Source organism: Streptomyces sp. STR69 (assembly GCF_024519455.1).
Classification (GTDB): Bacteria; Actinomycetota; Actinomycetes; order Streptomycetales; family Streptomycetaceae; genus Streptomyces.
Genome location: NZ_JALJRY010000022.1, coordinates 135937 through 160704 on the forward strand (window position 1 = coordinate 135937; position 24768 = coordinate 160704).

The following is a 24768-nucleotide window of genomic DNA, read 5'->3' on the forward strand; positions in this document are numbered from 1 at the left end:
TCGACGATCTTCGCCAGCAGGGTAAGCGGTTGCCTCATCCCTTCACCGCCCCCGCGCTGAAGCCGGTGATCAGCCACTTCTGGATGAAGGCGAAGACGATCACCACGGGTACGGCCGCGACGATGCCGCCCGCGGCGAGCGCGCCGAGGTCGACGCTGTCCGCGCTCATCAGGGTGTTGAGGCCGACCGGGATGGTCTGCTTGCTCTGGTCTGAGAGGAACATCAGGGCGAAGAGGAAGTGGTTCCAGGCGTGCACGAAGGCGAAGGAGCCGACGGCGATCAGCCCGGGCCGCAGCAGCGGGAGGACGACGATGCGGAACGCGGCGAAGCGGTTGCAGCCGTCGACCCAGGCGGCCTCTTCCAGGGACTGCGGGACGTTCCGGATGAAGCCGCTGATCAGGATCATCGACAGCGGGAGCTGGAAGACGGTCTCCGCGATGATGACGCTGCCGAGCGAGTTGATCATCTGGAGCTTGGCGAAGATCTGGAACAGCGGGACCAACAGCAGTGCGCCCGGGACGAATTGGGAGCAGAGCAGGGCCAGCATGAAGGTGCGTTTGATCCTGAACTCGAAGCGGGCGAGCGCGTAGCCGCCGGCCAGGGCGACGACCGTGGTGAGGAAGAGCGTGGCCACGCCGACGTAGACGCTGTTCTGGAAGTAGACGCCGAAGCTGCGTTCGGTCCACACCTTCTGGAAGTGGTCGAGGGTCATCGGCCAGGGCACGAGGGAGGTCGAGCCGGCCGGGCGGAACGCGAAGAGCAGGATCCAGTAGAAGGGGATCAGGGTGAAGACGAGGTAGATGCCCAGGGGGACGTAGATCTGCCAGCGCGGGACCTCGTCCCAGGCGCGGCGGGCCTTGCGCGGCTGCTGCGGTGCGGTGGACTCCCGCTCGCGGGCCGGGGCGATCTCGGTGATCACTTGTCGCCGCCTCCGAACTTGCTCAGCCGCAGATAGATGATCGAGAAGAAGAGCAGGATCACGAACGCGACCGTGGTGAGGGCCGAGGCGTAGCCGAAGTTGTGTGCTTCGACGCTGGTGTTGGCGACGTAGAGCGGGAGCGTGGTCGTCTCGCCGGCCGGGCCGCCGCCGGTCAGGGTGTAGAGGAGGTCGACGTTGTTGAACTCCCATACCGCGCGCAGCAGCGTGGAGAGGACGATCGCGTCTTTGAGGTGCGGCAGCGTGATGTGCAGGAACTGCTTGAAGCGGCTCGCGCCGTCCACCTCGGCGGCCTCGTAGAGGTCCTTCGAGACGGACTGGAGGTCGGCGAGGATGAGGATCGCGAAGAAGGGGACGCCTCGCCAGAGGTCCGCGACCACCGCTGCGGAGAAGACGGTTGAGGGGTCGGAGAGCCAGCTCGTGCCGTACTGGCCGATTCCCATGTCGGCGAGGTAACGGGTCACGCCCGTCTGGGAGTTGTAGAGCAGCACCCAGATCGCGGAGGTCAGTACGCCCGACACGGCCCAGGGCGAGAACACCAGCGCGCGGCCGATGGAGCGGCCCACGAAGGTCTGGTTGACGATGAGCGCGAGGGCCAGTCCGAAGAGGAGTTGGAGGCCCACCTCTACGACGACCCACTTGGCGCTGAAGGTCAACGTGTCCCAGAACTGCGGGTCGTTGGTGAAGGCGTGGGTGAAGTTGTCCAGGCCCGCGAAGCCGTTGCGCCACGGTTTGGTGGGGTTGTAGTTCTGCAGGCTGTAGTAGAAGACGCTGATGACCGGGTAGGCGATGAAGCCCAGCATGAGCAGCGCGGCCGGGGCGATCAGCAGGTACGGGAGCCTGCGCGGGGTCGCGGAGGCACGGCGCCGCCGGGGTGGCGCGGGCGGTTTCGCCACGGCTGCGGCTTGGGCCATGACTGTTCTCCGTTCAGTACAGGACGCTCGGTGCAGGAAGCTCGGTGCAGGAAGCTCGGTGCAGGAAGCTCGGTGCAGGAAGCTCGGTAGCTCGGTACAGGAAGCGCTTGCTCAACGGGCATGGGAAACGGCACGAGAAGGGTGCTCAACCGGCGTACGGATCAGGCACCTTGCCCGGCCGGGCCAGGAACTCGAAGTCGCAGCCGGTGTCCGCCTGGGTGATCTGGTCGTTGTAGAGCGCGCCGTAGCCGCGCTCGTACCGTGCGGGCGGCGGGGTCCAATCCGCCCTGCGCCGCGCCAACTCCTCGTCGTCCACGTTGAGTTGGAGGGTGCGTGCCTCTACGTCCAGGGTGATGGTGTCCCCGGTCCGCACGAGGGCCAGCGGTCCGCCGACGTACGACTCGGGTGCGATGTGCAGCACGCACGCGCCGTAACTCGTGCCGCTCATCCGGGCGTCGGAGATGCGGACCATGTCCCGGACGCCCTGCTTGAGGAGGTGGTCGGGGAGCGGGAGCATGCCGTACTCGGGCATGCCGGGGCCACCCTTGGGGCCCGCGTTGCGCAGCACCAGCACGCTGTCGGCGGTGATGTCCAACTCCGGGTCGTTGATGGTGCGTTGCATGGTCCGGTAGTCGTCGAAGACGACCGCGGGGCCGGTGTGCTTGAGCAGGTGGGGTTCGGCGGCGATGTGCTTGATGACGGCGCCGTCCGGGCAGAGGTTGCCGCGCAGGACGGCGACTCCGCCTTCGCCTGCCACCGGGTTGTCGCGCGGGCGGATCACGTCGTCGTTGTGCACCCGCGCGCCGGCGAGCTGTTCGCGCAAGGTGTCGTGGGAGACGGTCGGGCGGTCCAGGTGGAGCAGGTCGGTGATCCGCGAGAGGAAGCCGGGCAGGCCGCCGGCGAAGTGGAAGTCCTCCATGAGGTACGTCCGACCGCCGGGCCGTACGTTCGCCAGGACCGGGACCGTGCGGGCGATGCGGTCGAAGTCGTCGAGCGTGAGGTGGACGCCCGCGCGGCCGGCCATGGCGATGAGGTGGATCACGGCGTTGGTGGAGCCGCCGAGGCCGAGGACTGTGGTGACCGCGTCCTCGAAGGCTTCTTGGGTGAGGATCGACGAGAGAACACGCCCCTTGTGGACTTGCTCAACGATCCTCATGCCGGATTTCGCGGCCATCCGATCGTGCCCCGAGTCCACGGCGGGAATGCTCGACGCGCCCGGCACGGTCACGCCCAGCGCCTCGGCGGCGGCCGTCAGCGTGGACGCGGTCCCCATGGTCATGCAGTGCCCCGGCGAGCGCGCGAGGCCGCTCTCCAACTCCGTCAGCTCGCAGTCGCCGATGAGGCCGGCGCGCTTGTCGTCCCAGTACTTCCACATGTCGGTGCCGGAGCCGAGGATCTCGTTGCGCCAATGGCCCGGCAGCATCGGCCCGGCAGGGACGAAGACGGTGGGCAGGTCGACGCTGGCCGCACCCATGAGGAGCGCGGGGGTCGACTTGTCGCAGCCGCCCATGAGCACGGCACCGTCGACGGGATACGACCGCAGCAACTCCTCGGTCTCCATCGCGAGGAGGTTGCGGTAGAGCATCGGGGTCGGCTTCTGGAAGGTCTCGCTGAGCGTCGAGACGGGGAACTCCAGCGGGAAGCCGCCCGCCTGCCACACGCCCCGCTTGACCGCCTGAGCGCGGTCACGGAGGTGCACATGACAGGGATTGATGTCCGACCAGGTGTTGAGGATCGCGATGACGGGCTTGCCGAGGTGTTCCTCGGGGAGGTAGCCGAGCTGGCGGGTGCGGGCCCGGTGGCTGAAGGAGCGCAGCCCGTCGGTGCCGTACCACTGGTGGCTTCTGAGCTCTTCCGGTGCCTTCATATGGACCATCCGGCGGCTATCGCGGCGACCTCGGCGCGCTCGCTCTCGGGCAGGGTCTTGCTGGGGGGCCGTACGTCACGGCGGCACAGGCCGAGGGACGCAAGCGCTTCCTTCACGATCGTGACGTTGTTCGCGGAGCCGTTCGCGGCCCTTAGCTCCTCGAATCGGCGGATCTGTTCCCACACCTTCATCGCCCCGGGGTAGTCACCTGATCGAAGCGCTTCGATCATGTTCAGCGAGACGGACGGGGCCACGTTCACGAGTCCTGAGGTGAAGCCGGTGGCGCCCGCCGAGAAGTAGGAGGGCGCGTACGGTTCGGCAAGACCGGCCACCCATACGAAGCGTTCGAGCCCCGCGTCCCGGGCGAAGGCGGCGAAGCGCGCCGCGTCGGGGACGGCGTACTTGACGCCGATGACGTTCGGGCAGTGGTCGGCGAGTTCGGCGAGGCGGGCGCCCAGGAGCTGGGCGTTGCGGATGTACGGGACGACACCCAGGTCCGGCACGGCCTCGGCGATGGTGCGGTGGTAGTCGACCCAGCCGCCCTGCGAGACGTAGGGGTGTACGGGCTGATGGACCATCACCATCTGGGCACCGTGGTCCTGGGCGTGGCGGGCCGAGGCGATGGCGGTGGGTACGTCGTGGCCGACACCGACGAGGATCGCGGCGCGTTCGCCCGCCTCGTCGATGGTCAACTCCGTGACCAGTCGGCGTTCTTGAGGGGTCAGGGCGTAGAACTCGCCGGTGTTCCCGTTCGGCGTGAGGATGCCGATCCCGCCGTCGAGCAGGCGGCGGAGCAGGGCCCGGTGGGTGTCCTGGTCGACGGTGCCGTCCGCGGCGAACGGGGTCACCGGGATCGCCACCACGTCGGCCAGGGCGGCCCGTTGGGCCTCGAACGCCGCTGTCATGCCTGACCGTCCTCTCCCTGGGTGCCCGAATCGGCTCCGGGTCCCTGTCCCAACTCGGTGCCGGGGAAGGCCCGTTGTACGAACGACGCGATGTGGGCGTGCAGTGCGGTCGCCGCGGCGTCCGCGTCGCCGTCGAGGGCGAGCCGCAGGATCTCGCGGTGTTCGCCGGCCTCCCGTTCCCAGGAGGGCGACGCGGCCCAGGCGACGGCGGAGACCAGGGCGGCCTGGTCACGGACCTCGTCGAGCATCCGGCCGAGCAGCGGGTTGCCGCACGGCAGGTACAGGGCGCGGTGGAACTCCCGGTTGGCGAGGGAGCGTTCGGCGGTGTCGGTCGCCTCGTCGGCGCGGGTCAGCGCTTCACGTGCGGCGTCCAGGGAGGCGCCCAGTCGTACGGCGCGCCGCAGCGCCTCGGGTTCGAGGAGCAGCCGGACGTCGTACACCTCGCGCGCCATGTCCGCGTCCACCATGCGCACCGTGACGCCCTTGTACTGGTTCATCACGACGAGCCCGGTGCCGGCCAGGGTCTTGAGCGCCTCGCGCACCGGGGTCTTGGACACCCCGAACTGTGCGGCGAGTTCGGTCTCGACCAGTGGTCGGCCCGGCGTCAACTGCCCGGTGAGGATGCGGTGTTTGATCCCTTCCAGCACGAACTGCGTGCGGGACGGGATCGGCGTGGGCACAGAGGTCATGCGCGCCTCTCGGATGTCACGTGGCTGCGGTCGCGGACCCGTTCTCGGATATCTGATCTCGCGTATCGCGTCTCATATATGACGTACGAAGTACGACGCGTTGAAGGTAGGAGCGGCCCTGTGTTTCGTCAATGCTTCTGACAGAAGAACCAGAAAGCGCTTCACATGGTCTTGGTGACGCCTTCGAGCGCGGCCGAGGTCCGGCCGGGGAAGATCGCGGCGGCGCGCTCCAGCGCCGCCTCCCTGGTGAGGGTGGGTCCCACGTGGGTGATGAGGAGTTCGCGCGCACCCTTGGCGCAGGCGCCGGCGTCCTCGGGCGTGAGATGCACCTGCCGTTCGCCTTCGCGATGCCGGTCGATGTCGGCCTCACAGAGGAACACATCGGCGCCGCCCGCGAGTTCGGACAGCGCCTCGCAGGGTCCACTGTCCCCGGAGTAGCCGAGGACACTCCCCTGGCACTCGGCACGCAACCCGTACGCCTCGGTGTCGTGGACGACGGCGCGTGCGGTGAGGCGGAGGTTCCAGTGCCGGACGGCGTGGCCGTCGTAGAGCGGGCGGAAGTCGAAGACGCCGCTCAGGAACCGTACGTCCGGCTGTCCGAAGAAGCCGGCGAGGCGGCGGGCGCAGTCCTGGGGGGCGTAGAGCGGGATCGGGGCGGCCGGGGTCATCCCGCCGAAGGCGAACGCGTAGGCCGCGGCGAGGAGATCGGCGCTGTGGTCGGCGTGCAGATGCGAGATCCAGATCGCGGTGAGCCGCGCCGGATCCGTGTGCCGCTGCAACTCCGCGAACGTTCCGGTGCCCGCGTCCACCCACACCTCGGCGCCGCCGCCGCGCAGCAGGTACCCGGAACAGGGGCGGCCGGGGCGTGGATGCGGGGAGGCGGTGCCGAGGATCGTGAGACTGAGAGGCATGGTGGGGAAGAGTACGGTTCCGGGGCCCGCCGTACTCACATTTCAGGGCGTTCCGTAGTGCTCGACCCCGGACCGCCCGTGCTCGGGCAGCGCGGTCAGTACCCTGACGCGGTGATGGCCGACACTCTTCTGTCGAGGGTGATGACCGGTGCCGTCGACCCGCCGCTGCTCCCGCTGCCGGACCGTGTCGTCGAACTCCTGCCGGAGCTGGGCAGTCCGCCGCGGCTGGCGGCCCACCTGCGAGCCGTCCACGACGTCGCACATCAGCTGGTCGACTGGGTCGAACAGCACTGCCCAGCCGCGTTGTTCGACCGCGAGGCGGTGCTCTTCGGGGCGGCGACGCACGACGTGGGGAAGGCTGTGCACGTCTCCGAACTGTCCGGGCCGGGGGCGGCGCACGAGGAGGCGGGACGGGATCTTCTGCTGCGTCACGCCGTCAGCCCGGAGTGGGCCCGCTTCGCCGCGACGCACGCCTCGTGGGCGCGGTCGGGTGTCGGTCTGGAGGACCTCCTGGTGAGCCTCGCCGACAAGGTGTGGAAGAACAAGCGCGTTCCCGAGCTGGAGGATCTTGTCGTGGCCCGGCTGGCGGAGGCGAGCGGCCGGGCGGTGTGGGAGGAGTTCATGGCGCTCGACGAGGTCCTCACCCGCATCGGCGACGTGGCCGACGAGCGGCTGGCGTTCCAGGCGTCGTTCCCGGTCCACGGCTGAGGACGCCGGTCCACGGCTCAGGGCGCCGGTCTACGGCTCAGGGCGCCGGTCTACGGCTTCCAGCCCGGATCCCGTCCGCTCAGGCCCACCGCCCGGTCCAGGAGCGGGGCGTCCGCCGGTACCGGCACCACCGGTCCGAAGATGCCCCCGCCGCCGGTCGGATCCTCGGCCGCCGCCAGCAGGAAGACGTACGAGGCCTGGAGCGCGGTCGGGTCGGGGTCGTAGGGCTGGCCGGTGGCGCGGGCCAGGTCCCAGCCGTGGACGACCAGTTCGTCGGCCACGACGGCGGCGGCGATCTCGCCGGGGAGGTCGATGCCGCCCGCGCGGGTCATGCCGGTCCAGGCGGCCGGGTCGCGCCAGGCCTCGGCGAGGCCGTCGAGGACCTTGGGGAAGTCCTCGCGCCAGCCGGGGCCGATGTCGGAGGCGGCGGTGTCCGGTGCGGTGTCCGTCATGATGCCCAGGTCCTTGCGCGCGGCGTCGCGGAAGGCGACGGACAGGCCGAGCAGGTGTCCCAGCATGTTGCGTACGGCGGTGCCGGGGCACGGGGTCACGTCTCTGAGCTGCTCGTCGGTGACGCCTTCCACGAGCCGGGCGACGACACGGGTCTGCGGGCCGAGGTCGAAGATGCTGTCGGTCATGCTCTTCCCTTCCGGGGATCGGTCCTCACTCAGGGGGTAGACCGACGGCGGTCCGGGAACTCATCGCCCGGCCCCGGATCAGTTCCCGCGCGCACGGCCCCTGGCGCAGGCACCACAACGCGATCACCGGGTCGCAGATCGCGCAGCCCAGCGAGGAGTCGTGGGCGAACGGGACGATGGGGTGGCCCTTGAGGTAGTGCACGATGTCCCACGCGGTGTGCAGCAGCCAGCCGATACCGATCCAGGCCCACGATTCCAGGCCGCGGTAGGCGACGTAGGTGGCGAGCGCGGTGAACGCGAACTCCCAGCCGCCCAGGCCGCCTCCGCTGAGATACGCGGCGCCCGCCCCCGCGACCGTCACGGCGTTCAGGCGCCGCCGGTGCGCTTCGGGGACGAGGGACATGAGCAGCACGTGGACGAGGCCGATGACGATCGGCATGAGGTAGCGCATGCGGCGACGCCGGATCCGTCCCGCGCGACGCGTTTCTAGGGCACCTGCCCGATGTCTCACCCCCGGCCTTAGACCCACGATGACCAGGCATGACGAAGAACTGGACGGTGACCCGCATCCTCCGGGACCGGAACGCGGGGCTGTATTTCACGGGTCTGGTGGTGTCCGCCTTCGGCACGTCCGCGCTGGGGCTGGCGGCCGGCGTGTGGGTGAAGGACCTCAGCGGCTCGAACGGTCTGGCCGCGCTGTGCGTGTTCGCGGTCTGGGCGCCGACCCTGGGCGGCCCGGCCCTCGGCACGATCGCGGACCGCGTCCGCCGCAAGCCCCTGCTGATCCGGACGAACCTCGGCCTGGCCGCGCTCCTCCTCAGCCTCTTCGCCGTCGACTCCCGCGCCGACCTGTGGCTCCTGTTCACCGTCCTGTTCGTCTACGGCACCGTCATCGTCGTGCAGGACCCCGCCGAGTCGGCCCTCGTCGCCGCCGTGGTGGACCCGGATCTCCTCGGTGACTTCAACGGGCTGCGGATGACGGCGGTGGAGGGCATGAAGCTGGTCGCGCCGCTGACGGGCGCGGGCCTGTACACAGCGTTCGGCGGGCCCGCGGTGGCCTGTCTGGACGCGACGACGTGCGCACTGGCGGCGGGCCTGTGGCTGTTCGTGCGCGCGCACGAGGAGCGGCCCCGGCGCCCCGCCGGCGACTGGCGGACCCAAACCGCCGAGGGCGTCCGCGAGTTGTGGGGCCGTCCCCGGCTGCGCCCGCTGGTCCTGGCGGGCGGGACCATGATGTTCCTCGCCTCCCTGACCAGTTCGACGAGCTACGCGATCGTCGAGGCCCTGGGGCACGCTCCCGCCTACACGGGGGTGCTGTACGCGGCCCAGGGCATCGGCTCGGCGACGGTCGGCCTGGTCTCCGGGCCCGCGCTACGACGGCTCGGCGAGCGCCGGTTCGGGGCGGCCGGGATCGCCCTCGCGGCGGTCGGGGTGGCCGCGCGGGCGGTGCCGTCCGACCCGGTGGTCCTGGTGGGCGGCGCGGCGGTCGGTCTGGGGCTCCCGTGCGTACTGATCGCCGCGTTCACCGCCGTGCAGCGCGAGGTGCCGGGGCCGTTGCTGGGCCGGGCGACGGCCACCGCCAACACGCTGCTCTTCACCCCGAACGTGATCGGCCTGGCGGCGGGCGCGGCACTGGTCGAACTGGCCGACTTCCGGCTGCTGTTGCCCCTGGTCGGGCTGGCTCTGCTCACAACGGGGGCGTGGTTGGCGCTGGTTGGGACGGGCGCGTTTCCGGCACTGTTCGGGAGGAGCCCGTCCCCGGATCAGAGCCCGGCCAGCGCCGACCGTACCTCCGACAGGTCTCCGTCCGACGCCAACCCCGCGTGATACAGGCGCAGTTCCGTCGCCCCGAGGCCGCGTGCCCGTGCCGCGTCCGCCGCGAGTGCCCCCGGGCGTCCCCCCATCCCGGAGACCACCGTGAAGTTGGCCGCCAACACGGCCTCGTCCCGGCCCTGTTCGGCGAACGGGGTCAGCAGGCCCGCGCCGCCCGTGCAGGGGACCACCACACCGTCGGCCACCGAGAGGATGTGCCCGGGGTCCACCCCGGCGTTGGCGCCGCAGTGGTACGACTCCGGGTCCGCGTGCAGCAGTACCTGGAAGTCGGCCGGTGCGGCGGCCCGGACCGCGGCGACCGCCGTCTCCTGGAGTGTGCGGGCCCGGTCGTCTCGCCACGCGCGCGTGGCCGTCGCGTTCGCCTCGCCGAGGAGTTTCCCGACCCCCGCCCAGCCGCCGTCGGAGGGCGCCCCCTGCCACACCGGTTCCAGCGCGGCACGTACCGTCGCCGCCAACTCCTCGGCGTCGAGGCCCTGTTCGCCGTAGCCCTCCCGGCAGGTCGGGCAGAAGCACAGGGACATCAGGTACTGGCCCGCGTCCCCGAGGGGGATTCCGCCGGTCTTGTCGTGGGCGTGCAGATGGGCGAGGCCGTACCAGCCCAGGGACTCCAGCTCGGTGCCGTGCGCGCCGGGGCGTACGGCCGCTTCGGCGGCGAGGTCGACGAGGTATGCGCGCGTGGCCGGTTGGGCGATGCAGGGTGCCCAGGGGTAGCGGTCGCCGTGGGCGTTGACCACAGAGGTGTCCGGGTGTTCCGCGCCCAGGCGGGAGTTGTGGGCGAGGACGACCCAGGTGTGCACTTCCAGGCCCGCGTCCGCAAGGGCACCGGCGGCCTCCCCGTAGGCGTCGCCTGGCGCCCAGTCGCCGGCCGCGTACGGCCTCAACTCCCGCTCCTGCCAACGGGAGTCCGGCGGGTACAGGACGGCGGCGTGCTCGGCGGTGACGACGCGGTGGCGCGGGTGACGCGGGGTCAACGCGCGCGTGGAGTGGTACGCGGAGGCGAGGGTCGCCTGCCGGACGCCGAGGGCGGCGATCCTCTTGCCCGCCTCCGGGTCGCCGTTGACGTCCCAGGGATAGACGAACGCCGACGCCTTCACACGCCCTCCTCGATCTGCGACTCCGGCTGTGCCTCGATCTGCGCTTCGATCGGCGCTTCGATCAATGTGTAGCCGCGCTCGATGAGTTGAGCGAGCTGTTTGACGTGATCCTCGGTCGGTTCGGTCAGCGGCGGGCGGACCTCGCCGACGTCCAGACCTCGCATCCGTACGCCCGCCTTGACGAGCGAGACCGCGTAACCGCGTCCCTGGGCGCGCAGTTCGACGAACGGCCGGTAGAAGCCGTCCAGGAGACGGTTCGCCGTGGTGTCGTCGCCGGTCGCGAGGGCCCGGTGGAAGGCGAGCGCGATCTCGGGGACGAAGCAGAACACGGCGGACGAGTAGAGGGTGATGCCGACGCCCCGGTAGGCGAGCTGGGTCTGTTCGGCGGTGGGCAGTCCGTTGAAGTACAGGAAGTCGCCCGGGACTTCGGTGCGTACGGTGCTCACGATCCGCTGCATCAGGTCGAGGTCGCCGAGGCCGTCCTTGAACCCGATGACGCCCTCGGTGCGGGCGAGTTCGACGACCGTGGCCGGGGTGAACACGGCGTTGTCGCGCTGGTAGACGATGACAGGCAGCGCGGTCGCCGCGGCCACCTCGCGGTAGTGCCGCAACAGTCCCTCCTGCCCGGCGACCACCAGGTACGGCGGCATGGCGAGCAGCCCGTCCGCCCCGGCGGCCTCCGCGAGCCGTGCGTACCGTACGGCGAGCGCGGTGCCGTAGCCCGCGCCCGCGACCACCGGCACCCGGCCCTCGGCCGCCTCCACGGCGGCCCGCACACACGCCTCGAACTCCTCGGGCAGCAGCGCGTGGAACTCGCCGGTGCCGCAGCACGCGAACACGGCGGCGGCGCCGGCCTCGACGCCCTGGCGGACATGCGCGCGGTACACGTCGAGATCGACGGCGCCGTCGGGGCCGTACGCGGTGACGGGGAAGAACAGCGGCCCGCTGGGGATACTGAGCCGGTCGGCGAGAGGGGCTGGCGTCACGGGCTCTCCCTTGAACAAGCGCGTACGTTCTTCTGATCAATGTCTACATCTCTGAACAACCTCACCCTAAGGAGCCGCCTCAGGGTGGGTCAAGCGCGCGAATGAGCAACAGGGGAGCGGATTTCCCAGGTCCGCGCCACACTTGACGGGCACTGCGACCGATCTCTAGCTTGTCCATGCATGTGAATGCCGTCCATGGATGAGTCCGATCCCTCAAGGAGACCGAGGATGCCCGCTCCCCGCACCGTTCTGCTCACCGGCGCCGCAGGCGGGCTCGGCACCCTGATGCGGGAGCTGCTCCCCGCGTACGGCTACGAACTGCGGCTGCTGGATCTGCGCCCGATCGAGGGCGAGCCGGACGCGATCACCGCCGACCTCTCCGACAAGGCGGCGCTCCGCGAGGCCGTGCGGGGCGTCGACGCGATCATCCATCTCGCCGGCATCTCCCTGGAAGCCTCCTTCGACAAGATCCTCACGTCGAACATCGAGGGCACGTACAACCTCTACGAGGCCGCCCGCGAGGAGGGCGTCGGCCGCATCGTCTTCGCCTCCTCCAACCACGCGGTCGGCTACACCCCGCGCCCCCAGGGCGACACACCTCTTGATTCAAGCGTGCTGATCCCGATCGACACCCCGCACCGCCCCGACACCTTCTACGGCCTGTCCAAGTCCTTCGGTGAGGACCTGGCGCAGCTCTACTGGGACAAGCACCGCCTGGAGACCGTCTCCGTGCGCATCGGCTCCTGCTTCCCGGAGCCCAGCAGCGTGCGCATGCTGTCGATCTGGATGAGCCCCGCCGACGGCGCCCGTCTCTTCCACGCGGCCCTGACCGCCGAGGACGTACGGCACACGATCGTCTACGGCTCCTCCGCCAACACCCGTCTGTGGTGGGACCTGTCCACCGCGCGGGCGCTCGGTTACGAGCCGCGGGACGACTCCGAGCCGTACGCCGAGAAGCTGATCGCCGAGCAGGGCGAGCTGGAGCCGGGCGTCGAGGCGCACGCCTATCTCGGCGGCCACTTCGTGAACGACCCGCCGATCTGGCCGTACTGACACGGGCCGTACATTCGGTCGTACTGACGGGAAAAGTACCTTCGCGGCGGCGGGCGGGCACCGAACGGGCCCGCCCGTCGGCATGTTCGGGCGCGGACGCTGCCCGATCTCACGCCCCGACGGACAGCCGTGCAGGTCCGCGACGGGCACGGCACGCGGTAAACGGTCACACACGGGCAGCATCGGGCGTGCAACAGGCCTGGTCAGTGCCGCGCACCGGCTGTAGAACTTCCCCCAAGGGTCCCACCGGGCCCGAACGGGCAGTACTCCAGGTGAGCGGGAAGGCGGTGTCGGCCATGGGGACGAGTTCGGCGGAAGAACGTCAGCGGGAGATCGTGCGGGCCGCGCGCCGCACCGGCTCGGTCGACGTCACCGCGCTCGCCGCCGAGCTGGGCGTGGCCAAGGAGACCGTACGGCGCGATCTGCGCGCCCTGGAGGACCACGGGCTGGTCCGCAGGACCCATGGCGGCGCCTACCCCGTGGAGAGCGCCGGTTTCGAGACGACGCTCGCCTTCCGCGCCACGAGCCATGTCCCAGAGAAGCGCCGGATCGCGGTCGCCGCGGCCGAGCTGCTCGGGGACGCCGAGACGGTCTTCGTCGACGAGGGCTTCACCCCCCAGCTCATCGCCGAGGCACTGCCCAGGGACCTGCCGCTGACCGTGGTCACCGCGTCCCTGCCCGTCGCGGGTGTACTCGCCGAGTCCGAGAACACCTCGGTGCTGCTGCTCGGCGGCCGGGTCCGGCACGGCACCCTCGCCACCGTGGACCACTGGACGACGAAGATGCTCGCCGGCTTCGTCCTCGACCTCGCCTTCATCGGCGCCAACGGCATCTCCCGCGAACACGGCCTGACCACACCGGACCCCGCCGTCAGCGAGGTCAAGGCACAGGCCATCCGCGCCGCCCGGCGCACCGTGTTCGCCGGTGTGCACACCAAGTTCGGGGCGGTCAGCTTCTGCAGGTTCGCCGAGATCGGCGCCCTGGAGACGATCGTCACGAGCACGCTGCTCCCGTCGGCCGAAGCCCACCGGTACTCCTTGCTGGGGCCACAGGTCATCCGCGTCTAGCACGCCCTGAGCGTCCGGCGCGCAGTTTGAAATCCCAACTCACCCACCAAGGGTGTGCCATTCCCGTGCGCACCCTTTTTCTCCCCATATCTGCAGGAGCGATCCATGCGAACCCAGAGCCGACGACGGCCGCCGCGAGCCACGCTCGCCCTGGCCGCCGTAGGGACGCTGCTCGCCCCGCTGCTCTCCGGCTGCTGGGTCGGAGCGGGCGGCGCCGGATCAGGCGGCAACTCGATCAACGTCCTGATGGTCAACAACCCCCAGATGACCGAACTCCAGAAGCTGGCCCCGCAGTTCACGAAGGAGACCGGCATCAAGGTCAACTTCACGGTGCTGCCCGAGAACGACGTCCGCGACAAGATCAGCCAGGACTTCGCCAACCAGGCCGGCCAGTACGACGTGGCGACCCTCTCCAACTACGAGATCCCGATCTACGCCCGCAACGGCTGGCTGCACGAGATGGACTCGTACGTCGCCAAGGACCCCGCCTACGACGAGCAGGACATCCTCAAGCCGATGCGGGAGTCCCTGACCGCAGACGACGGCAAGCTCTACGGGCAGCCGTTCTACGGCGAGTCGTCCTTCCTGATGTACCGCAAGGACGTGCTCGCCGACAAGGGCCTCACCATGCCCGCGCACCCGACCTGGACCCAGGTGGCCGACATCGCTGCCAAGGTCGACGGCGCGAAGCCCGGGATGAAAGGCATCTGCCTGCGCGGGCTGCCCGGTTGGGGCGAGCTGATGGCGCCCCTGACGACCGTCGTGAACACCTTCGGCGGCACCTGGTTCACCAAGGACTGGAAGGCGCAGCTCGACTCCCCCGCGTTCGAGCAGGCGACGAAGTTCTATGTCGACCTGGTCCGCAAGCACGGCGAGTCCGGCGCGGCCCAGTCCGGATTCGCCGAGTGCCTCAACAACATCACCCAGAGCAAGGTCGCCATGTGGTACGACGCCACCTCGGCGGCGGGCTCACTGGAGGCCAAGGGCTCCCCGGTGAAGGGCAAGATCGGCTATGTTCCCGCGCCGGTCGAGAAGACCGACTCCTCGGGCTGGCTCTACACGTGGGCCTGGGGCATCCAGAAGGCGTCCCACAACTCCGACAAGGCCTGGAAGTTCGTGTCCTGGGCGTCCAGCAAGCAGTACGAGCAGCTGGTCGGCGAGACGGACGGCTGGGCCAACGTGCCGGCCGGCAAGCGGGCTTCGACGTACACGAACCCCGAGTACGTGAAAGAGGCCGCCGCCTTCCAGGAGCAGACGAAGGCGGCCATCGAGGGCGCCAAGCCCAACGACCCGGGTGTGCAGCCGCGGCCCGCGCCCGGCATCCAGTTCGTCGACATCCCCGAGTTCACCGACCTCGGTACGAAGGTCTCCCAGGAGATCAGTTCGGCCATCGCCGGACGCCAGTCCGTCGACTCGGCCCTGAAGAAGTCCCAGAAGCTCGCCGAGAAGATCTCCAAGGAGTACGAGGGACGATGACCGCCACGACAACGGCCCCTCTGGCCGCCACTCCGACCCGCACCGCGCGTCCGCCCTCGGACAGGCTGCGCGCCTGGGCCACCCGTGCCCCGCTGCTCCCCGCCCTGGTCTTCATGATCGTCGTGACCCAACTCCCGTTCGTGGCCACGCTGGTGATCTCCTTCTTCGACTGGAACGCGCTCTATCCGAAGGCCCGGCACTTCACCGGTTTCGACAACTACCAGCAGGTCCTCAGCGACGCCGACCTGCGCCACTCGGTGTGGACGACCGTCCTGCTCACCGTCGCGGTGGTGGTGGCCAGCCTGGTCCTGGGCCTGCTCCTCGCGCTGCTCCTGGACCGCAGGTTCCGCGGCCGGGGCTTCGTCCGCACCTTGCTGATCGCCCCGTTCCTGGTGGTGCCGGTGGCCGCGGCCCTGCTCTGGAAGCATGTGCTCTACAACCCTGAATACGGCCTGCTCAATGGGCTGTTGCACTATGTGGGCGGCCCACAGCCGGACTGGATCTCCAACACCCCGCTGCTCGCCGTGGAGGCCTCGCTCGTGTGGCAGTGGACGCCGTTCATGATGCTGATCCTGCTGGCCGGGCTGCAGAGCCGCGACCACCAGCAGATCGAGGCCGCGAAGGTGGACGGCGCGAGCGACTGGCAGGTCTTCCGCTATCTGACGCTTCCCCATCTGCGCCGCTATCTCGAACTCGGCGCCCTGCTGGGCTCGATCTACATCGTCCAGAACTTCGACGCGGTCTTCACCATCACGTCCGGCGGTCTGGGCACAGCCAACCTGCCCTACACCGTCTACCAGAGCTTCTACCAGGCCCACGAGAACGGCCTCGCCTCGGCGGCCGGCGTCCTGGTCGTCATCGGCTCGATCATCATCGCGACCTTCGCCCTGCGGGTCGTGTCGTCCCTGTTCCGTGAGGAGGCGTCCCGCGCATGAGCAGCATCGCCGTACGCGCGCGTGCCCGCCGCAAAGGCTCGGGGCTCGGCCTGGTGGCCTGGCTCCTGGGCATCGTGTTCTTCCTGCCCATCGCCTGGATGGCGCTGACGTCCTTCCACTCGGAGACCGACGCGGCGACCAATCCGCCGTCCTTCGGGGCCGCCCTCACCCTGGACGGCTACCGGGAGTTCTTCGGCACGGGCGGCGGCGCGAGCCCCTGGCCCGCGCTGGTCAACTCCCTTGTCGCGTCCGTGGCTTCGACGCTCTTCGTGCTGCTGCTGGCGTTCCCCGCGGCCTACGCGCTGTCGATCCGCCCGGTGAAGAAGTGGACCGACGTCCTGTTCTTCTTCCTGTCCACGAAGATGCTTCCGGTGGTGGCGGGCCTGCTGCCGATCTACCTCTTCGCGAAGAACGCCGGGATGCTGGACAACATCTGGCTCCTGGTCATCCTCTACACCTCGATGAACCTGCCGATCGCGGTGTGGATGATGCAGTCCTTCCTCGCGGAGGTCCCGGTCGCCATCATCGAGGCGGCACAGATCGACGGTGCCCGGCTGCCGACCATCCTCGCGCGCGTGGTGGCCCCGATCGCCCTCCCGGGGATCGCGGCAACCGCCTTGATCTGCTTCATCTTCAGCTGGAACGAGCTGCTGTTCGCCCGGGTCCTCACGGGTGTCGTCGCCGAGACCGCGCCCGTGTTCCTGACCGGCTTCATCACCAGTCAGGGCCTGTTCCTGGCGAAGGTGTGCGCCGCGTCGCTCGTCATCTCCCTGCCGGTGCTCGCCGCGGGGTTCGCCGCCCAGGACAAGCTGGTCCAGGGCCTCTCCCTGGGAGCCGTCAAATGAAGGCCGCCGTCATCGAGTCCGTGGGCCGCGCCGTCGTCATCGAGGTCCCCGACCCGACGCCGGGTCCCCGCGAGGTCGTCGTCGAGGTCGCCGCGTGCGGCCTCTGCGGCACCGATCTGCACATCCTCCAGGGCGAGTTCGCGCCCAAGCTGCCGATCGTGCCGGGCCACGAGTTCGCGGGCGAGATCGTCGCGGTCGGCACCCAGGTCACCGAGGTCTCGGTCGGCGACCAGGTGGCAGTGGACCCGTCTCTCTACTGCTTCGAGTGCCGGCAGTGCCGCAACGGCCACAACAACCTCTGCGAACGCTGGGCCGCGATCGGCGTCACCACGGCGGGCGGCGCGGCCCAGTACGCGCTGGCCCCGGTGGCGAACTGCGTGAAGCTGCCCGAGCACGTGCGCACCGAGGACGCGGCCCTGATCGAACCGCTCTCCTGCGCGGTGCGCGGCTACGACGTCCTCCAGTCCCGCCTGGGCGCCCATGTCCTGATCTACGGCTCCGGGACCATGGGCCTGATGATGCTGGAGCTGGCCAAGCGGACCGGCGCGGCGAGCGTCGACATCGTGGACCTGAACCCGGCCCGCCTGGAGACGGCCCGCACGCTCGGTGTCTCCGGGTCGGCGGCGAACGCGGACGAGCTGGACCGGCCGCAGGGCTGGGACCTCGTGATCGACGCGACCGGCAACGCGGCGGCGATCCAGGACGGCCTGGACCGGGTGGCGAAGGCGGGCACGTTCCTGCAGTTCGGGGTGGCCGACTACGCGACCCGGGTGTCGATCGACCCGTACCGCATCTACAACCAGGAGATCACCATCACCGGCTCCATGGCGGTGCTGCACAGCTTCGAGCGGGCGGCGGAGCTGTTCGCGAACGGAGTCCTCGACCCCGGGATCTTCATCAGCGACCGGATAGAGCTGGAGCGGTATCCGGAGGCGCTGGAGCAGTTCGCGGCGGGGGTGGGACGGAAGATCGTGGTGATTCCCTAGGGAAATCGACAGGCGGTCGACGGGATTCGGGCCGGTAGTTCCAAAGCTTGGCCAATTGGTCACTTGGTAAGGGAACGGCAAAATGGTCTCGGTCGTTCACGAGGCATGACAGCTATGACCCCCGGCTCGAACATCCCTCTCTCCGCCGCGCGCGTGACGGTGGACGTCGCCGCCCCGGTGCGGCTCGACGTATCGGGCCTGCTGCTCACGGGCGACGGCAAGGTGCGCTCCGACGACGACTTCATCTTCTACAACCAGCCGGCAGGCCCCGGCGTGACCTACCGCTCCGGCGGCGGTACGGCACCCGACGCGATCATCGTCGACACCGGCGCCGTCCCGCCGGGCATCGAGAAGATCGTCGTCACCGCCAGCCCGGACGCGGCCGGCCAGAGCTTCCAGGGCATCGAGCCCACGGCGACGATCCGCAACGCGGACGACAACAGCGTCCTGGGCACCTTCACGCCCCCGCAGCTCGGCGCCGAGACGGCACTCGTGGTCGTGGAGATCTATCTGCGCAACGGCGTCTGGAAGGCCCGCGCGGTCGGCCAGGGCTATGCGAACGGCCTGGCGGGCATCGCGACGGACTTCGGCGTCTCGGTGGAGGAACCGGCCGCGGCTCCGGCTCCGGTGGCCCCGCCGGCACCCACGGTGCAGACCCCGGTGGCACCCCCGGTACCCGCCGCTCCCCCGGCCCCGCCCGCCGCACCGCCGCTCGGCGCCGGGAAGATCAACCTCGACAAGGGCCGCGTCAGCCTCCAGAAGAACCAGACGGTGTCCCTGGTCAAGGGCGGCCGGCCACTCCTCTCCCAGGTCAAGATGGGCCTCGGCTGGGAGCCCGCGTTCCGCGGCAAGGACATCGACCTGGACGCCTCGGTCATCGCCTACGGCCCGCAGCGCAACCACGTCGACAGCTGCTACTTCGGCAAGCTGTCGATCCTGAACGGCGCGATCAAGCACTCCGGCGACAACCTCACCGGCGAGGGCGGCGGTGACGACGAGGTGATCGTGGTCGACCTCGGCCGCATCCCCCAGGAGGTCACCGGCCTGGTCTTCACGGTCAACTCCTTCTCCGGCCAGAAGTTCACCGAGGTCGCCAAGGCCTACTGCCGCCTCCTGGACGCCGCGACCGGCGAGGAACTGGTCCGCTTCGACCTCACCAACGCCGAGGCCCAGACCGGCGTCATGATGGCCAAGCTGGTCAAGCAGTTCTCCGGCGAATGGGACATGACCGCGATGGGCGACTTCGTGAAGTCCCGCACGGTACGCGGCATGGTGAAGCCGGCGGCCCAAGCACTGTAACCACCACAGACACAGTCCTACGACCGCTGCGGGCGCCCCTGGCCAAGGGGCGCCCGGCGTTCATTCCCCCTGGGCGGCGGCAGGCCGTAGCCCGTCCGTCAGCAGGGACAGATAACGGCGGATGAACTTCCCCTGGCCGTCCGCCAGTTCGGAAGCCGTGGACACCCCGTGGGCCAGCCGCAGGATCTCGATCGGCTCGACGTCCTGGCGCAGGGTCCCCTCCCGCTGTGCCGCCTCGACCAGCCGCTGCGCCGCGCCCTTCATGGAGCCGGCGCATGCCGTGAGCGCGGCCTGGCTGCCATCGGTGACGGCCGACCCCAACAGCGCCTTCATGCCGCGCACTTGAATCATGCCGAGGCCGACCCAGTACAGCCACTCGACCAGCGCCTCGCCGGGCGGGAGTTCCTTCGCGATCTCGTCCGCGCGGGCCGAGAGCGCCTCGATCCGGTCGACGTAGGCCGCCTCCAGCAGATCCTGCCGGGTCGGGAAATGCCGGTAGAGCGTGCCCGATCCGACCCCCGCGCGCTTCGCGATGTCGTCGAGCGAAGCGTTCTCCCCGTGCTCGGCGAACGCCTCGGCCGCCACCTTCAGCAGGCGGTCGTAGTTGCGCCGGGCGTCCGCGCGCATGGGTCTGACCTGCGTCATCCAGATACTCCTTGCGAACCGGGGACTCTCTCCGTATCTTACCGAGTACTAAACGGAGACAGTCCCCGCTTATCTTGGCGGGCAGTCCGCGCTGCCCGCACGCCTCTCAGCCGGGGACGCCAGACCGGGAGAACTCCATGTCCACCCCGTCCGCACCGTCCACCACCGCCGATCCTCTCTCCGCACCACCCGGGCCCGCCAGGCTCGGCACCGTCCTCTTCGTCATCGTGACCGCGTATCTGATGGTCGGCGTCGACTCCACCGTCGTCAACGTCGCACTGCCCGACATCCAGAAGAACCTCGCCTTCAGCCCCACCGGCCTGTCCTGGGTCCTGAACGCCTACACCCTGGCCTTCGGCGGACTGCTCCTCCTGGGCAGCCGGATCGGAGACATCGTCGGCCGCCGCCGCACGCTCACGATCGGCGTCCTGCTCTTCGCCTCGTCCTCCCTGCTCGGCGGACTGGCCACCGACAGCGCCTGGCTGCTCGCGGCCCGCGCGGTGCAGGGCATGGGCGCCGCGCTGATCGCGCCCAACACCCTCGCCCTGATCACCACCAACTTCCCGGAGGGCCCGCGCCGCCACCACGCGCTCGGCATCTACACCTCCATGGCCGGCATCGGAGGGTCGATAGGACTGGTCGTCGGCGGCATGCTGACCTCGTGGGCATCCTGGCGCTGGGCCCTGCTGATCAACGTGCCGATCGGCATCGCGGTGGCCCTCGCGCTTCCCCGCTTCGTCGGCGAAACCCCGCGCCACGCTGGCCGGTTCGACGCCGCGGGCGCACTCACCGGCACCGCCGGGATGAGCTCACTGGTGTATGCGTTCATCCGGGTCTCGTCGGACGGCTGGGGCGATCTCCAGGCGCAGTTGGGCTTCAGCGCGGCGGCGGCCCTGCTGGTGGGCTTCACCCTGGTCGAGTCCCGGGCCGCCCAACCCATCATGCCGCTGCGCCTGTTCGCGGACCGCAACCGCGCGGGCGGCTACGCGGGCGTCCTGCTGCTGCCGGCGGGCATGTTCGGCGCGTTCTACTTCCTCACCCTGATCAGCCAACGGGTCCTGGACTACAGCCCGTTGCGCACGGGCTTCGCCTTTCTGCCGATCACCCTGGCGATCTTCACGGTGGTCCGCTTCGTACCGCGCCTGCTGGCCCGCTTCGGCGCCAAGCCGGTTCTGCTCACCGGCATGGCCCTGCTCGCCACCTCGGCGGGCTGGCTCTCACAACTCAGCCCCGATGACGGCTACTTGACCGGACTCCTCGGGCCGCTCGTCCTGATGGGCGTGGGCGTCGGCCTCAGCTTCATGCCGCTCAACGCGACGATCCTCGCGGGCATCGAGCCTCGCGAGGCGGGCGCCGCGTCGGGCCTCCTGCAGACCCTCCAGTGGCTCGGCGGCACCCTCGGACTGGCCATCCTGGTCACGGTGTTCGGCACGGCGACCCGGCACGCGACCGGATCGCCGTCCGACATCCTCGTCCACGGCTCGGCCCGGGCGTTCGGCGTCGGCGCGCTGATCGCCCTGACCGCGCTGCTGGTGTCGGCGTTCGTGATCACCGGGAAGAAGACCGAGGGGGCCTAGGACAAGGGGTCTAGAACAGCGCGCTGTACGCGTTCAGCGCGGGCTGTCCGCCGAGGTGGGCGTAGAGCACCGTGGAGTCCCGGCCGATCTCGCCGCGCGCGACGAGGTCGATCATCCCGGCCATCGACTTGCCCTCGTACACGGGGTCGGTGACCATCCCCTCGGTGCGGGCGGCGAGGCGCATCGCCTCCAGGGTGGTCTCGTCCGGGATGCCGTAGATGCCGGCGTGGTAGCGGTCGTCCAGTTCGACGTCGTCGACGGTCAACTCCCGCTTGACTCCGATCAGTTGGCCGGTGCCGTGCGCGATGCGGGCCACCTGCTCGCGGGTCTCGGCGGGCTTGGCCGACGCGTCGATGCCGAGTACGCGGCGCTCACGCCCGCCCGCCTCCTCGATCGCCCGGAACCCGGCAACCATGCCGGCCTGGGTGGAGCCGGTCACCGAGCACACCACCACGGTGTCGAAGAAGACGCCCAACTCCCGCTCCTGCTCGGCGACTTCGTGGGCCCAGTTGGCGAAGCCGAGGCCGCCGAGCGGGTGGTCGGAGGCACCGGCCGGGATGGCGTACGGCTTGCCGCCGCTCTCCTCGACCTCACGCAGCGCCTGCTCCCAGCTCTCCTTGAAGCCGATGCCGAACCCCGCCTTCACCAGGCGTACGTCCGCTCCGGCGAGCCGGCTGATCAGGATGTTGCCGACCTTGTCGTAGACGGAGTCGGGCCACTCCACCCAACTCTCCTGGATCAGCACGCACTTGAGCCCGGCGCGGGCGGCACAGGCGGCGACCTGACGGGTGTGGTTGGACTGCACGCCGCCGATCGAGACGAGGGTGTCACAGCCCTTCGCGAGGGCGTCGGCGACGAGGTACTCCAGCTTGCGCGTCTTGTTGCCGCCGTACGCCACACCGGAGTTGCAGTCCTCGCGCTTGGCCCACAGGGCGGCGCCGCCGAGGTGGGCGGTGAGGCGCTCCAACGGGTGGACGGGCGAGGGGCCGAAGAGGAGGGGGTAACGGTCGTACGAGGAAAGGGACATGGGATCTCCAGGGTCAGTCGGCGTCGGCCAGGTCCGCGAGGGTGTGCCAGATGTCGGCCGTGACGCGGACCGCACCGTCCGTGTCACCTTCGGCGCAGGCCTCGATCAGCCGCTCGTGCAGTCCGGCCGAGCGGCACGAGCCGCCCTCGCCGAAGCGTCGTCGCTCCAGTCGGCGGATGAGCGGGGTGTAACGGGCGACGGTGGCGGCGGCGGCTCGATTGCCGCTCACCCGTACCGGTACGTCGTGGAGTTCGTCGTCCGCGCGCAGGGCCGCGTCCACGTCACCGGCGGCCACGGCGGCGGCGAACCGGTCGTTGGCCGCGCGCATCGCGTCCAGGTCCGTGTCCCGCAGCCGGGGCACGGCGACCCGGGTGACCAGCTCGTGCATGGCCCCGACCACGGCGGCGGCGTCCCGCACCTCCGCGGCCACGACCGGAGTCACCCGGGTGTAGCTCTGCGGCTTGCTCTCCAGCAGCCCCTCCTCCACCAGCCGCGAGAACGCCTCCCGCACCGGCGCCCGCGACAGCCCGAGCCGCTCGGCCAGCTCGGCGTCCCGCACCACCGCGCCGGGTTCGATCTCCCCGGCCACGATGGCGTCACGGATGGATGCGTAGGCGTGGTCGCGGAGGAGGGTGCGCGGCACGGGCCGTAGGGCGTTCATGAACTGAAATGTTAGATGTCAATCTCCCGTCGGACAAGGGTGTGGCCCGCACCCCCCGTGGAAGTGCGGGCCACACGTCTTCGCTCAGGCAGCCCAGGGCCAGTCCGCGTCCCGGGCGGCCTCCAGCAGCGGAACCATCCGGAAGGCCGCGTCCGAGAGGCCGCCGAAGGTGTGCCGGCCCGCCTTGCCGGACGGGCCGTGGCCTGCCCGGTACCCGGCGAGGTTCCAGGTGTAGACCGGCACGTGGGCCGGGATCTGCTCGGTCGGGTCGCCGTGGTGGCTGTACGCGTACTGCTCGTCAGTGATGATCAGCACCCGGTCCTGGCCCCGGTAGTGCGAGCGGACCGCCGAGGTGGTGTCGGTGCCGCCCAGGTCGCCGAAGCGGCCCAGGACCTTGAGCACCGACTCGCCCGCGCCGAGGTCGAGGCGCTTGCTCGTGGTGCCGAACTCGACGAGGTCCGCGTCCGCCGCCCGCAGCGCGAGCGCCGTGCCGAAGATCGCCGCCGCGTCGGCCCGGTTGAGCTCCGAGCGGTCGGACAGCCTCGAGTAGAACATCGAACCCGAGCGGTCCACGAGCACCAGCGTCCGACCCGGCAGCGCGGGCACGTTGGCCAGCGAGTGGCCGAGTGCCCGCTCCAGCGGGTACGCCCAGCGCAGCGAGGGCGCGTGCTGGTACGCGGCGAGGTACCGGAAGGGGAACTGCCGCGAACGCGCGACCTCCGCCGGGTCGCTGATCTTCGCCGCGACCCGCGCGGCAACCTCGTCCGAGACCCCGGCCTCGTCGAAGTTGCGCAGGTTGCGGACCAGCGCCATCGAGCCCATGGACGGAATCACGGCCTCCCAGGCCGCCTTGTCCATCGGGCCCTGGAGCCAGCCGGCCAGCGCCTCCCAGGTCATCCCGGCCGCCACGAGCCGCTCGGCTCCGTCCGGCGCCGTGACGACCGATCGCCGCTGCGCGACCGGCAGCGCCATCAGCTCGCGGTGCGCGGTCAGGACACGGTTCGACGCGGGCGGTACGGCGGTGTCCGGGTGGTGCCGGCGGTCCAGGGCGTACTGGAAGAGCTCGCCCTGCCACGCCTTGTCCGGGTCCGGCGCCGCGTGCACCAGGTTGAGGATGTCGCCGAAGCGGTAACCCTTGGACGCGGTGTCGTACTTCAGCAGCGACGTGCCGCCGTAGAGGCGTCGTACGGCGTCGGCGACACCGCGCTTGACGGGCTTGGGGATGTTGCGGCCGTAGCGTGTGGTCCAGTACGCGAGCAGCTCGCCGGGCTCGTCCGGACGCCGGAGCACGGAGTCGACGACCTGTCGGTTCGAGGGGCCGTCGGTGGCGCCCGCGTCGAGGCGGGCCTTCACGTACTCGGCGGCGCCCACGATCGAGGCCGTACGGAGGTTGCCCTCGCCGCGCAGCCAGCCGAGGAGGCCGGCCGTCCAGGCCGGGTCGGTGACGGCGAGCTCGCGGACGAGGGTCGCGAAGCGGTCGTCGCGGTCGGCACCGGACTCGTAAAAGGTCTGCTGGGAGACGAAGTTGGCGACGGAGAGCAGAAAGAGCTCGGAGCGCGTGTCCCGCTCACTGCCTCGGCCGCCCTGGTAGGTACGGAGCACTCGGCCCGTGGAGGTGACCCGCGAAGTGGGCTGGGTCTTCGCCGCCTTGGTGTTGAATCGCGCCATGGTGAATTCCCCCCGAATTCATTGGTGTTCCGGAGGGAGGAGCGGCA

24 protein-coding genes are annotated in these 24768 nt (G+C 70.1%); 10 read left to right on the forward strand and 14 right to left on the reverse strand.

Annotated elements, in window-relative coordinates; translation table 11 throughout:
- Window positions 1–34: 34 nt before the first annotated feature.
- The 6 genes from OC490_RS34660 to OC490_RS34685 form a co-directional block, all read right to left on the reverse strand.
- Window positions 35–919, reverse strand: a complete 885-nt coding sequence (locus OC490_RS34660; RefSeq protein ID WP_262061985.1) for a carbohydrate ABC transporter permease — start codon at window positions 917–919, stop codon at window positions 35–37.
- Window positions 916–1851, reverse strand: a complete 936-nt coding sequence (locus OC490_RS34665) for a carbohydrate ABC transporter permease (RefSeq protein WP_200713566.1) — start codon at window positions 1849–1851, stop codon at window positions 916–918. Before OC490_RS34665 ends, OC490_RS34660 begins: the two co-directional genes overlap by 4 nt.
- Window positions 1852–1996: 145 nt before the next feature.
- Window positions 1997–3727, reverse strand: coding sequence for an L-arabinonate dehydratase (gene araD, locus OC490_RS34670; protein WP_262061986.1), 1731 nt, complete (start codon window positions 3725–3727; stop codon window positions 1997–1999).
- Complete coding sequence (locus OC490_RS34675) at window positions 3715–4623, reverse strand: dihydrodipicolinate synthase family protein (RefSeq protein WP_262061987.1); 909 nt, start codon at window positions 4621–4623, stop codon at window positions 3715–3717. Before OC490_RS34675 ends, araD begins: the two co-directional genes overlap by 13 nt.
- Window positions 4620–5312, reverse strand: coding sequence for a GntR family transcriptional regulator (locus OC490_RS34680; RefSeq protein WP_262061988.1), 693 nt, complete (start codon window positions 5310–5312; stop codon window positions 4620–4622). The genes OC490_RS34675 and OC490_RS34680 overlap by 4 nt, the downstream gene beginning before the upstream one ends.
- A 161-nt stretch (window positions 5313–5473) precedes the next feature.
- Window positions 5474–6223: an MBL fold metallo-hydrolase gene (locus OC490_RS34685; RefSeq protein ID WP_262061989.1), complete on the reverse strand. Its 750-nt coding sequence runs from the start codon at window positions 6221–6223 to the stop codon at window positions 5474–5476.
- Window positions 6224–6337: 114 nt separating this feature from the next.
- Between OC490_RS34685 and OC490_RS34690 the strand changes: the two genes are divergently transcribed.
- Window positions 6338–6931, forward strand: a complete 594-nt coding sequence (locus tag OC490_RS34690) for an HD domain-containing protein (RefSeq protein ID WP_262061990.1) — start codon at window positions 6338–6340, stop codon at window positions 6929–6931.
- A 50-nt stretch (window positions 6932–6981) separates the two neighbouring features.
- Here the strand turns inward: OC490_RS34690 and OC490_RS34695 are convergent, their stop codons facing one another.
- Window positions 6982–7569, reverse strand: a complete 588-nt coding sequence (locus OC490_RS34695; RefSeq protein ID WP_262061991.1) for a TIGR03086 family metal-binding protein — start codon at window positions 7567–7569, stop codon at window positions 6982–6984.
- A gap of 25 nt (window positions 7570–7594) precedes the next feature.
- On the reverse strand, window positions 7595–8020 hold the full coding sequence (locus OC490_RS34700; RefSeq protein WP_262061992.1) for a DUF6010 family protein: 426 nt from the start codon (window positions 8018–8020) through the stop codon (window positions 7595–7597).
- Window positions 8021–8109: 89 nt separating this feature from the next.
- On the opposite strand from OC490_RS34700, the gene OC490_RS34705 reads away from it, so the two are divergent.
- Complete coding sequence (locus OC490_RS34705) at window positions 8110–9396, forward strand: MFS transporter (protein ID WP_262061993.1); 1287 nt, start codon at window positions 8110–8112, stop codon at window positions 9394–9396.
- Here OC490_RS34705 and OC490_RS34710 read toward each other — a convergent pair.
- Both OC490_RS34710 and OC490_RS34715 read right to left on the reverse strand, forming a co-directional pair.
- Window positions 9333–10496, reverse strand: a complete 1164-nt coding sequence (locus tag OC490_RS34710) for a hypothetical protein (protein ID WP_262061994.1) — start codon at window positions 10494–10496, stop codon at window positions 9333–9335. The genes OC490_RS34705 and OC490_RS34710 overlap by 64 nt on opposite strands.
- The gene (locus OC490_RS34715; protein ID WP_262061995.1) at window positions 10493–11482 is read right to left on the reverse strand and encodes a 5-dehydro-4-deoxyglucarate dehydratase; all 990 of its coding nucleotides are present in this window, start codon (window positions 11480–11482) and stop codon (window positions 10493–10495) included. Before OC490_RS34715 ends, OC490_RS34710 begins: the two co-directional genes overlap by 4 nt.
- 228 nt (window positions 11483–11710) lie before the next feature.
- Here OC490_RS34715 and OC490_RS34720 point away from each other — a divergent pair, with 228 nt between their 5' ends.
- From OC490_RS34720 to OC490_RS34750, 7 genes are all read left to right on the forward strand, one after another.
- Window positions 11711–12535, forward strand: a complete 825-nt coding sequence (locus OC490_RS34720; protein ID WP_262061996.1) for an NAD-dependent epimerase/dehydratase family protein — start codon at window positions 11711–11713, stop codon at window positions 12533–12535.
- A 296-nt stretch (window positions 12536–12831) separates the two neighbouring features.
- Window positions 12832–13602: a DeoR/GlpR family DNA-binding transcription regulator gene (locus OC490_RS34725; protein ID WP_262062048.1), complete on the forward strand. Its 771-nt coding sequence runs from the start codon at window positions 12832–12834 to the stop codon at window positions 13600–13602.
- A gap of 105 nt (window positions 13603–13707) precedes the next feature.
- Window positions 13708–15078, forward strand: a complete 1371-nt coding sequence (locus OC490_RS34730; protein WP_262061997.1) for an ABC transporter substrate-binding protein — start codon at window positions 13708–13710, stop codon at window positions 15076–15078.
- Window positions 15075–16013 (forward strand): carbohydrate ABC transporter permease, encoded by a 939-nt coding sequence (locus OC490_RS34735; RefSeq protein ID WP_262061998.1) that lies wholly within the window; start codon window positions 15075–15077, stop codon window positions 16011–16013. Before OC490_RS34730 ends, OC490_RS34735 begins: the two co-directional genes overlap by 4 nt.
- Window positions 16010–16858, forward strand: a complete 849-nt coding sequence (locus OC490_RS34740) for a carbohydrate ABC transporter permease (RefSeq protein ID WP_262061999.1) — start codon at window positions 16010–16012, stop codon at window positions 16856–16858. The genes OC490_RS34735 and OC490_RS34740 overlap by 4 nt, the downstream gene beginning before the upstream one ends.
- On the forward strand, window positions 16855–17844 hold the full coding sequence (locus tag OC490_RS34745; RefSeq protein WP_262062000.1) for a zinc-dependent alcohol dehydrogenase family protein: 990 nt from the start codon (window positions 16855–16857) through the stop codon (window positions 17842–17844). Before OC490_RS34740 ends, OC490_RS34745 begins: the two co-directional genes overlap by 4 nt.
- Before the next feature lie 114 nt (window positions 17845–17958).
- A complete protein-coding gene (locus OC490_RS34750) occupies window positions 17959–19143 on the forward strand; it encodes a TerD family protein (protein WP_262062049.1) in 1185 nt (394 codons plus the stop codon).
- Between the two features lie 60 nt (window positions 19144–19203).
- On the opposite strand, the gene OC490_RS34755 is transcribed toward OC490_RS34750, so the two are convergent.
- Window positions 19204–19788: a TetR/AcrR family transcriptional regulator gene (locus OC490_RS34755; RefSeq protein WP_262062001.1), complete on the reverse strand. Its 585-nt coding sequence runs from the start codon at window positions 19786–19788 to the stop codon at window positions 19204–19206.
- Window positions 19789–19925: 137 nt separating this feature from the next.
- On the opposite strand from OC490_RS34755, the gene OC490_RS34760 reads away from it, so the two are divergent.
- Window positions 19926–21365 carry an MFS transporter gene (locus OC490_RS34760; RefSeq protein WP_262062002.1) on the forward strand — a complete coding sequence of 480 codons (1440 nt, stop codon included), beginning with the start codon at window positions 19926–19928 and terminating at the stop codon, window positions 21363–21365.
- 10 nt (window positions 21366–21375) lie between these two features.
- Here the strand turns inward: OC490_RS34760 and OC490_RS34765 are convergent, their stop codons facing one another.
- The 3 genes from OC490_RS34765 to OC490_RS34775 all read right to left on the reverse strand — a co-directional run bounded on the left by OC490_RS34765 (window position 21376) and on the right by OC490_RS34775 (window position 24721).
- Window positions 21376–22392: a 1-aminocyclopropane-1-carboxylate deaminase gene (locus OC490_RS34765; protein ID WP_262062003.1), complete on the reverse strand. Its 1017-nt coding sequence runs from the start codon at window positions 22390–22392 to the stop codon at window positions 21376–21378.
- A gap of 13 nt (window positions 22393–22405) precedes the next feature.
- On the reverse strand, window positions 22406–23053 hold the full coding sequence (locus tag OC490_RS34770) for a GntR family transcriptional regulator (protein ID WP_262062004.1): 648 nt from the start codon (window positions 23051–23053) through the stop codon (window positions 22406–22408).
- 84 nt (window positions 23054–23137) lie between these two features.
- Entirely contained in the window at window positions 23138–24721 is a 1584-nt protein-coding gene (locus OC490_RS34775) for a TROVE domain-containing protein (RefSeq protein ID WP_262062005.1), read from the reverse strand.
- Between the last annotated feature and the right edge of the window lie 47 nt (window positions 24722–24768).

Coding starts and splice junctions, on each gene's coding strand:
- OC490_RS34770 (WP_262062004.1), bottom strand. CDS start 23,053: ATGAACGCCCTACGGCCCGTGCCGCGCACCCTCCTCCGCGACCACGCC.
- OC490_RS34680 (WP_262061988.1), bottom strand. CDS start 5,312: ATGACCTCTGTGCCCACGCCGATCCCGTCCCGCACGCAGTTCGTGCTG.
- OC490_RS34745 (WP_262062000.1), top strand. CDS start 16,855: ATGAAGGCCGCCGTCATCGAGTCCGTGGGCCGCGCCGTCGTCATCGAG.
- OC490_RS34665 (WP_200713566.1), bottom strand. CDS start 1,851: ATGGCCCAAGCCGCAGCCGTGGCGAAACCGCCCGCGCCACCCCGGCGG.
- OC490_RS34685 (WP_262061989.1), bottom strand. CDS start 6,223: ATGCCTCTCAGTCTCACGATCCTCGGCACCGCCTCCCCGCATCCACGC.
- OC490_RS34750 (WP_262062049.1), top strand. CDS start 17,959: ATGACCCCCGGCTCGAACATCCCTCTCTCCGCCGCGCGCGTGACGGTG.
- OC490_RS34775 (WP_262062005.1), bottom strand. CDS start 24,721: ATGGCGCGATTCAACACCAAGGCGGCGAAGACCCAGCCCACTTCGCGG.
- OC490_RS34690 (WP_262061990.1), top strand. CDS start 6,338: ATGGCCGACACTCTTCTGTCGAGGGTGATGACCGGTGCCGTCGACCCG.
- OC490_RS34725 (WP_262062048.1), top strand. CDS start 12,832: ATGGGGACGAGTTCGGCGGAAGAACGTCAGCGGGAGATCGTGCGGGCC.
- OC490_RS34720 (WP_262061996.1), top strand. CDS start 11,711: ATGCCCGCTCCCCGCACCGTTCTGCTCACCGGCGCCGCAGGCGGGCTC.
- OC490_RS34760 (WP_262062002.1), top strand. CDS start 19,926: ATGTCCACCCCGTCCGCACCGTCCACCACCGCCGATCCTCTCTCCGCA.
- OC490_RS34675 (WP_262061987.1), bottom strand. CDS start 4,623: ATGACAGCGGCGTTCGAGGCCCAACGGGCCGCCCTGGCCGACGTGGTG.
- OC490_RS34700 (WP_262061992.1), bottom strand. CDS start 8,020: ATGCGCTACCTCATGCCGATCGTCATCGGCCTCGTCCACGTGCTGCTC.
- OC490_RS34740 (WP_262061999.1), top strand. CDS start 16,010: ATGAGCAGCATCGCCGTACGCGCGCGTGCCCGCCGCAAAGGCTCGGGG.
- OC490_RS34765 (WP_262062003.1), bottom strand. CDS start 22,392: ATGTCCCTTTCCTCGTACGACCGTTACCCCCTCCTCTTCGGCCCCTCG.
- OC490_RS34730 (WP_262061997.1), top strand. CDS start 13,708: ATGCGAACCCAGAGCCGACGACGGCCGCCGCGAGCCACGCTCGCCCTG.
- OC490_RS34755 (WP_262062001.1), bottom strand. CDS start 19,788: ATGACGCAGGTCAGACCCATGCGCGCGGACGCCCGGCGCAACTACGAC.
- OC490_RS34705 (WP_262061993.1), top strand. CDS start 8,110: ATGACGAAGAACTGGACGGTGACCCGCATCCTCCGGGACCGGAACGCG.
- OC490_RS34735 (WP_262061998.1), top strand. CDS start 15,075: ATGACCGCCACGACAACGGCCCCTCTGGCCGCCACTCCGACCCGCACC.
- araD (WP_262061986.1), bottom strand. CDS start 3,727: ATGGTCCATATGAAGGCACCGGAAGAGCTCAGAAGCCACCAGTGGTAC.
- OC490_RS34695 (WP_262061991.1), bottom strand. CDS start 7,569: ATGACCGACAGCATCTTCGACCTCGGCCCGCAGACCCGTGTCGTCGCC.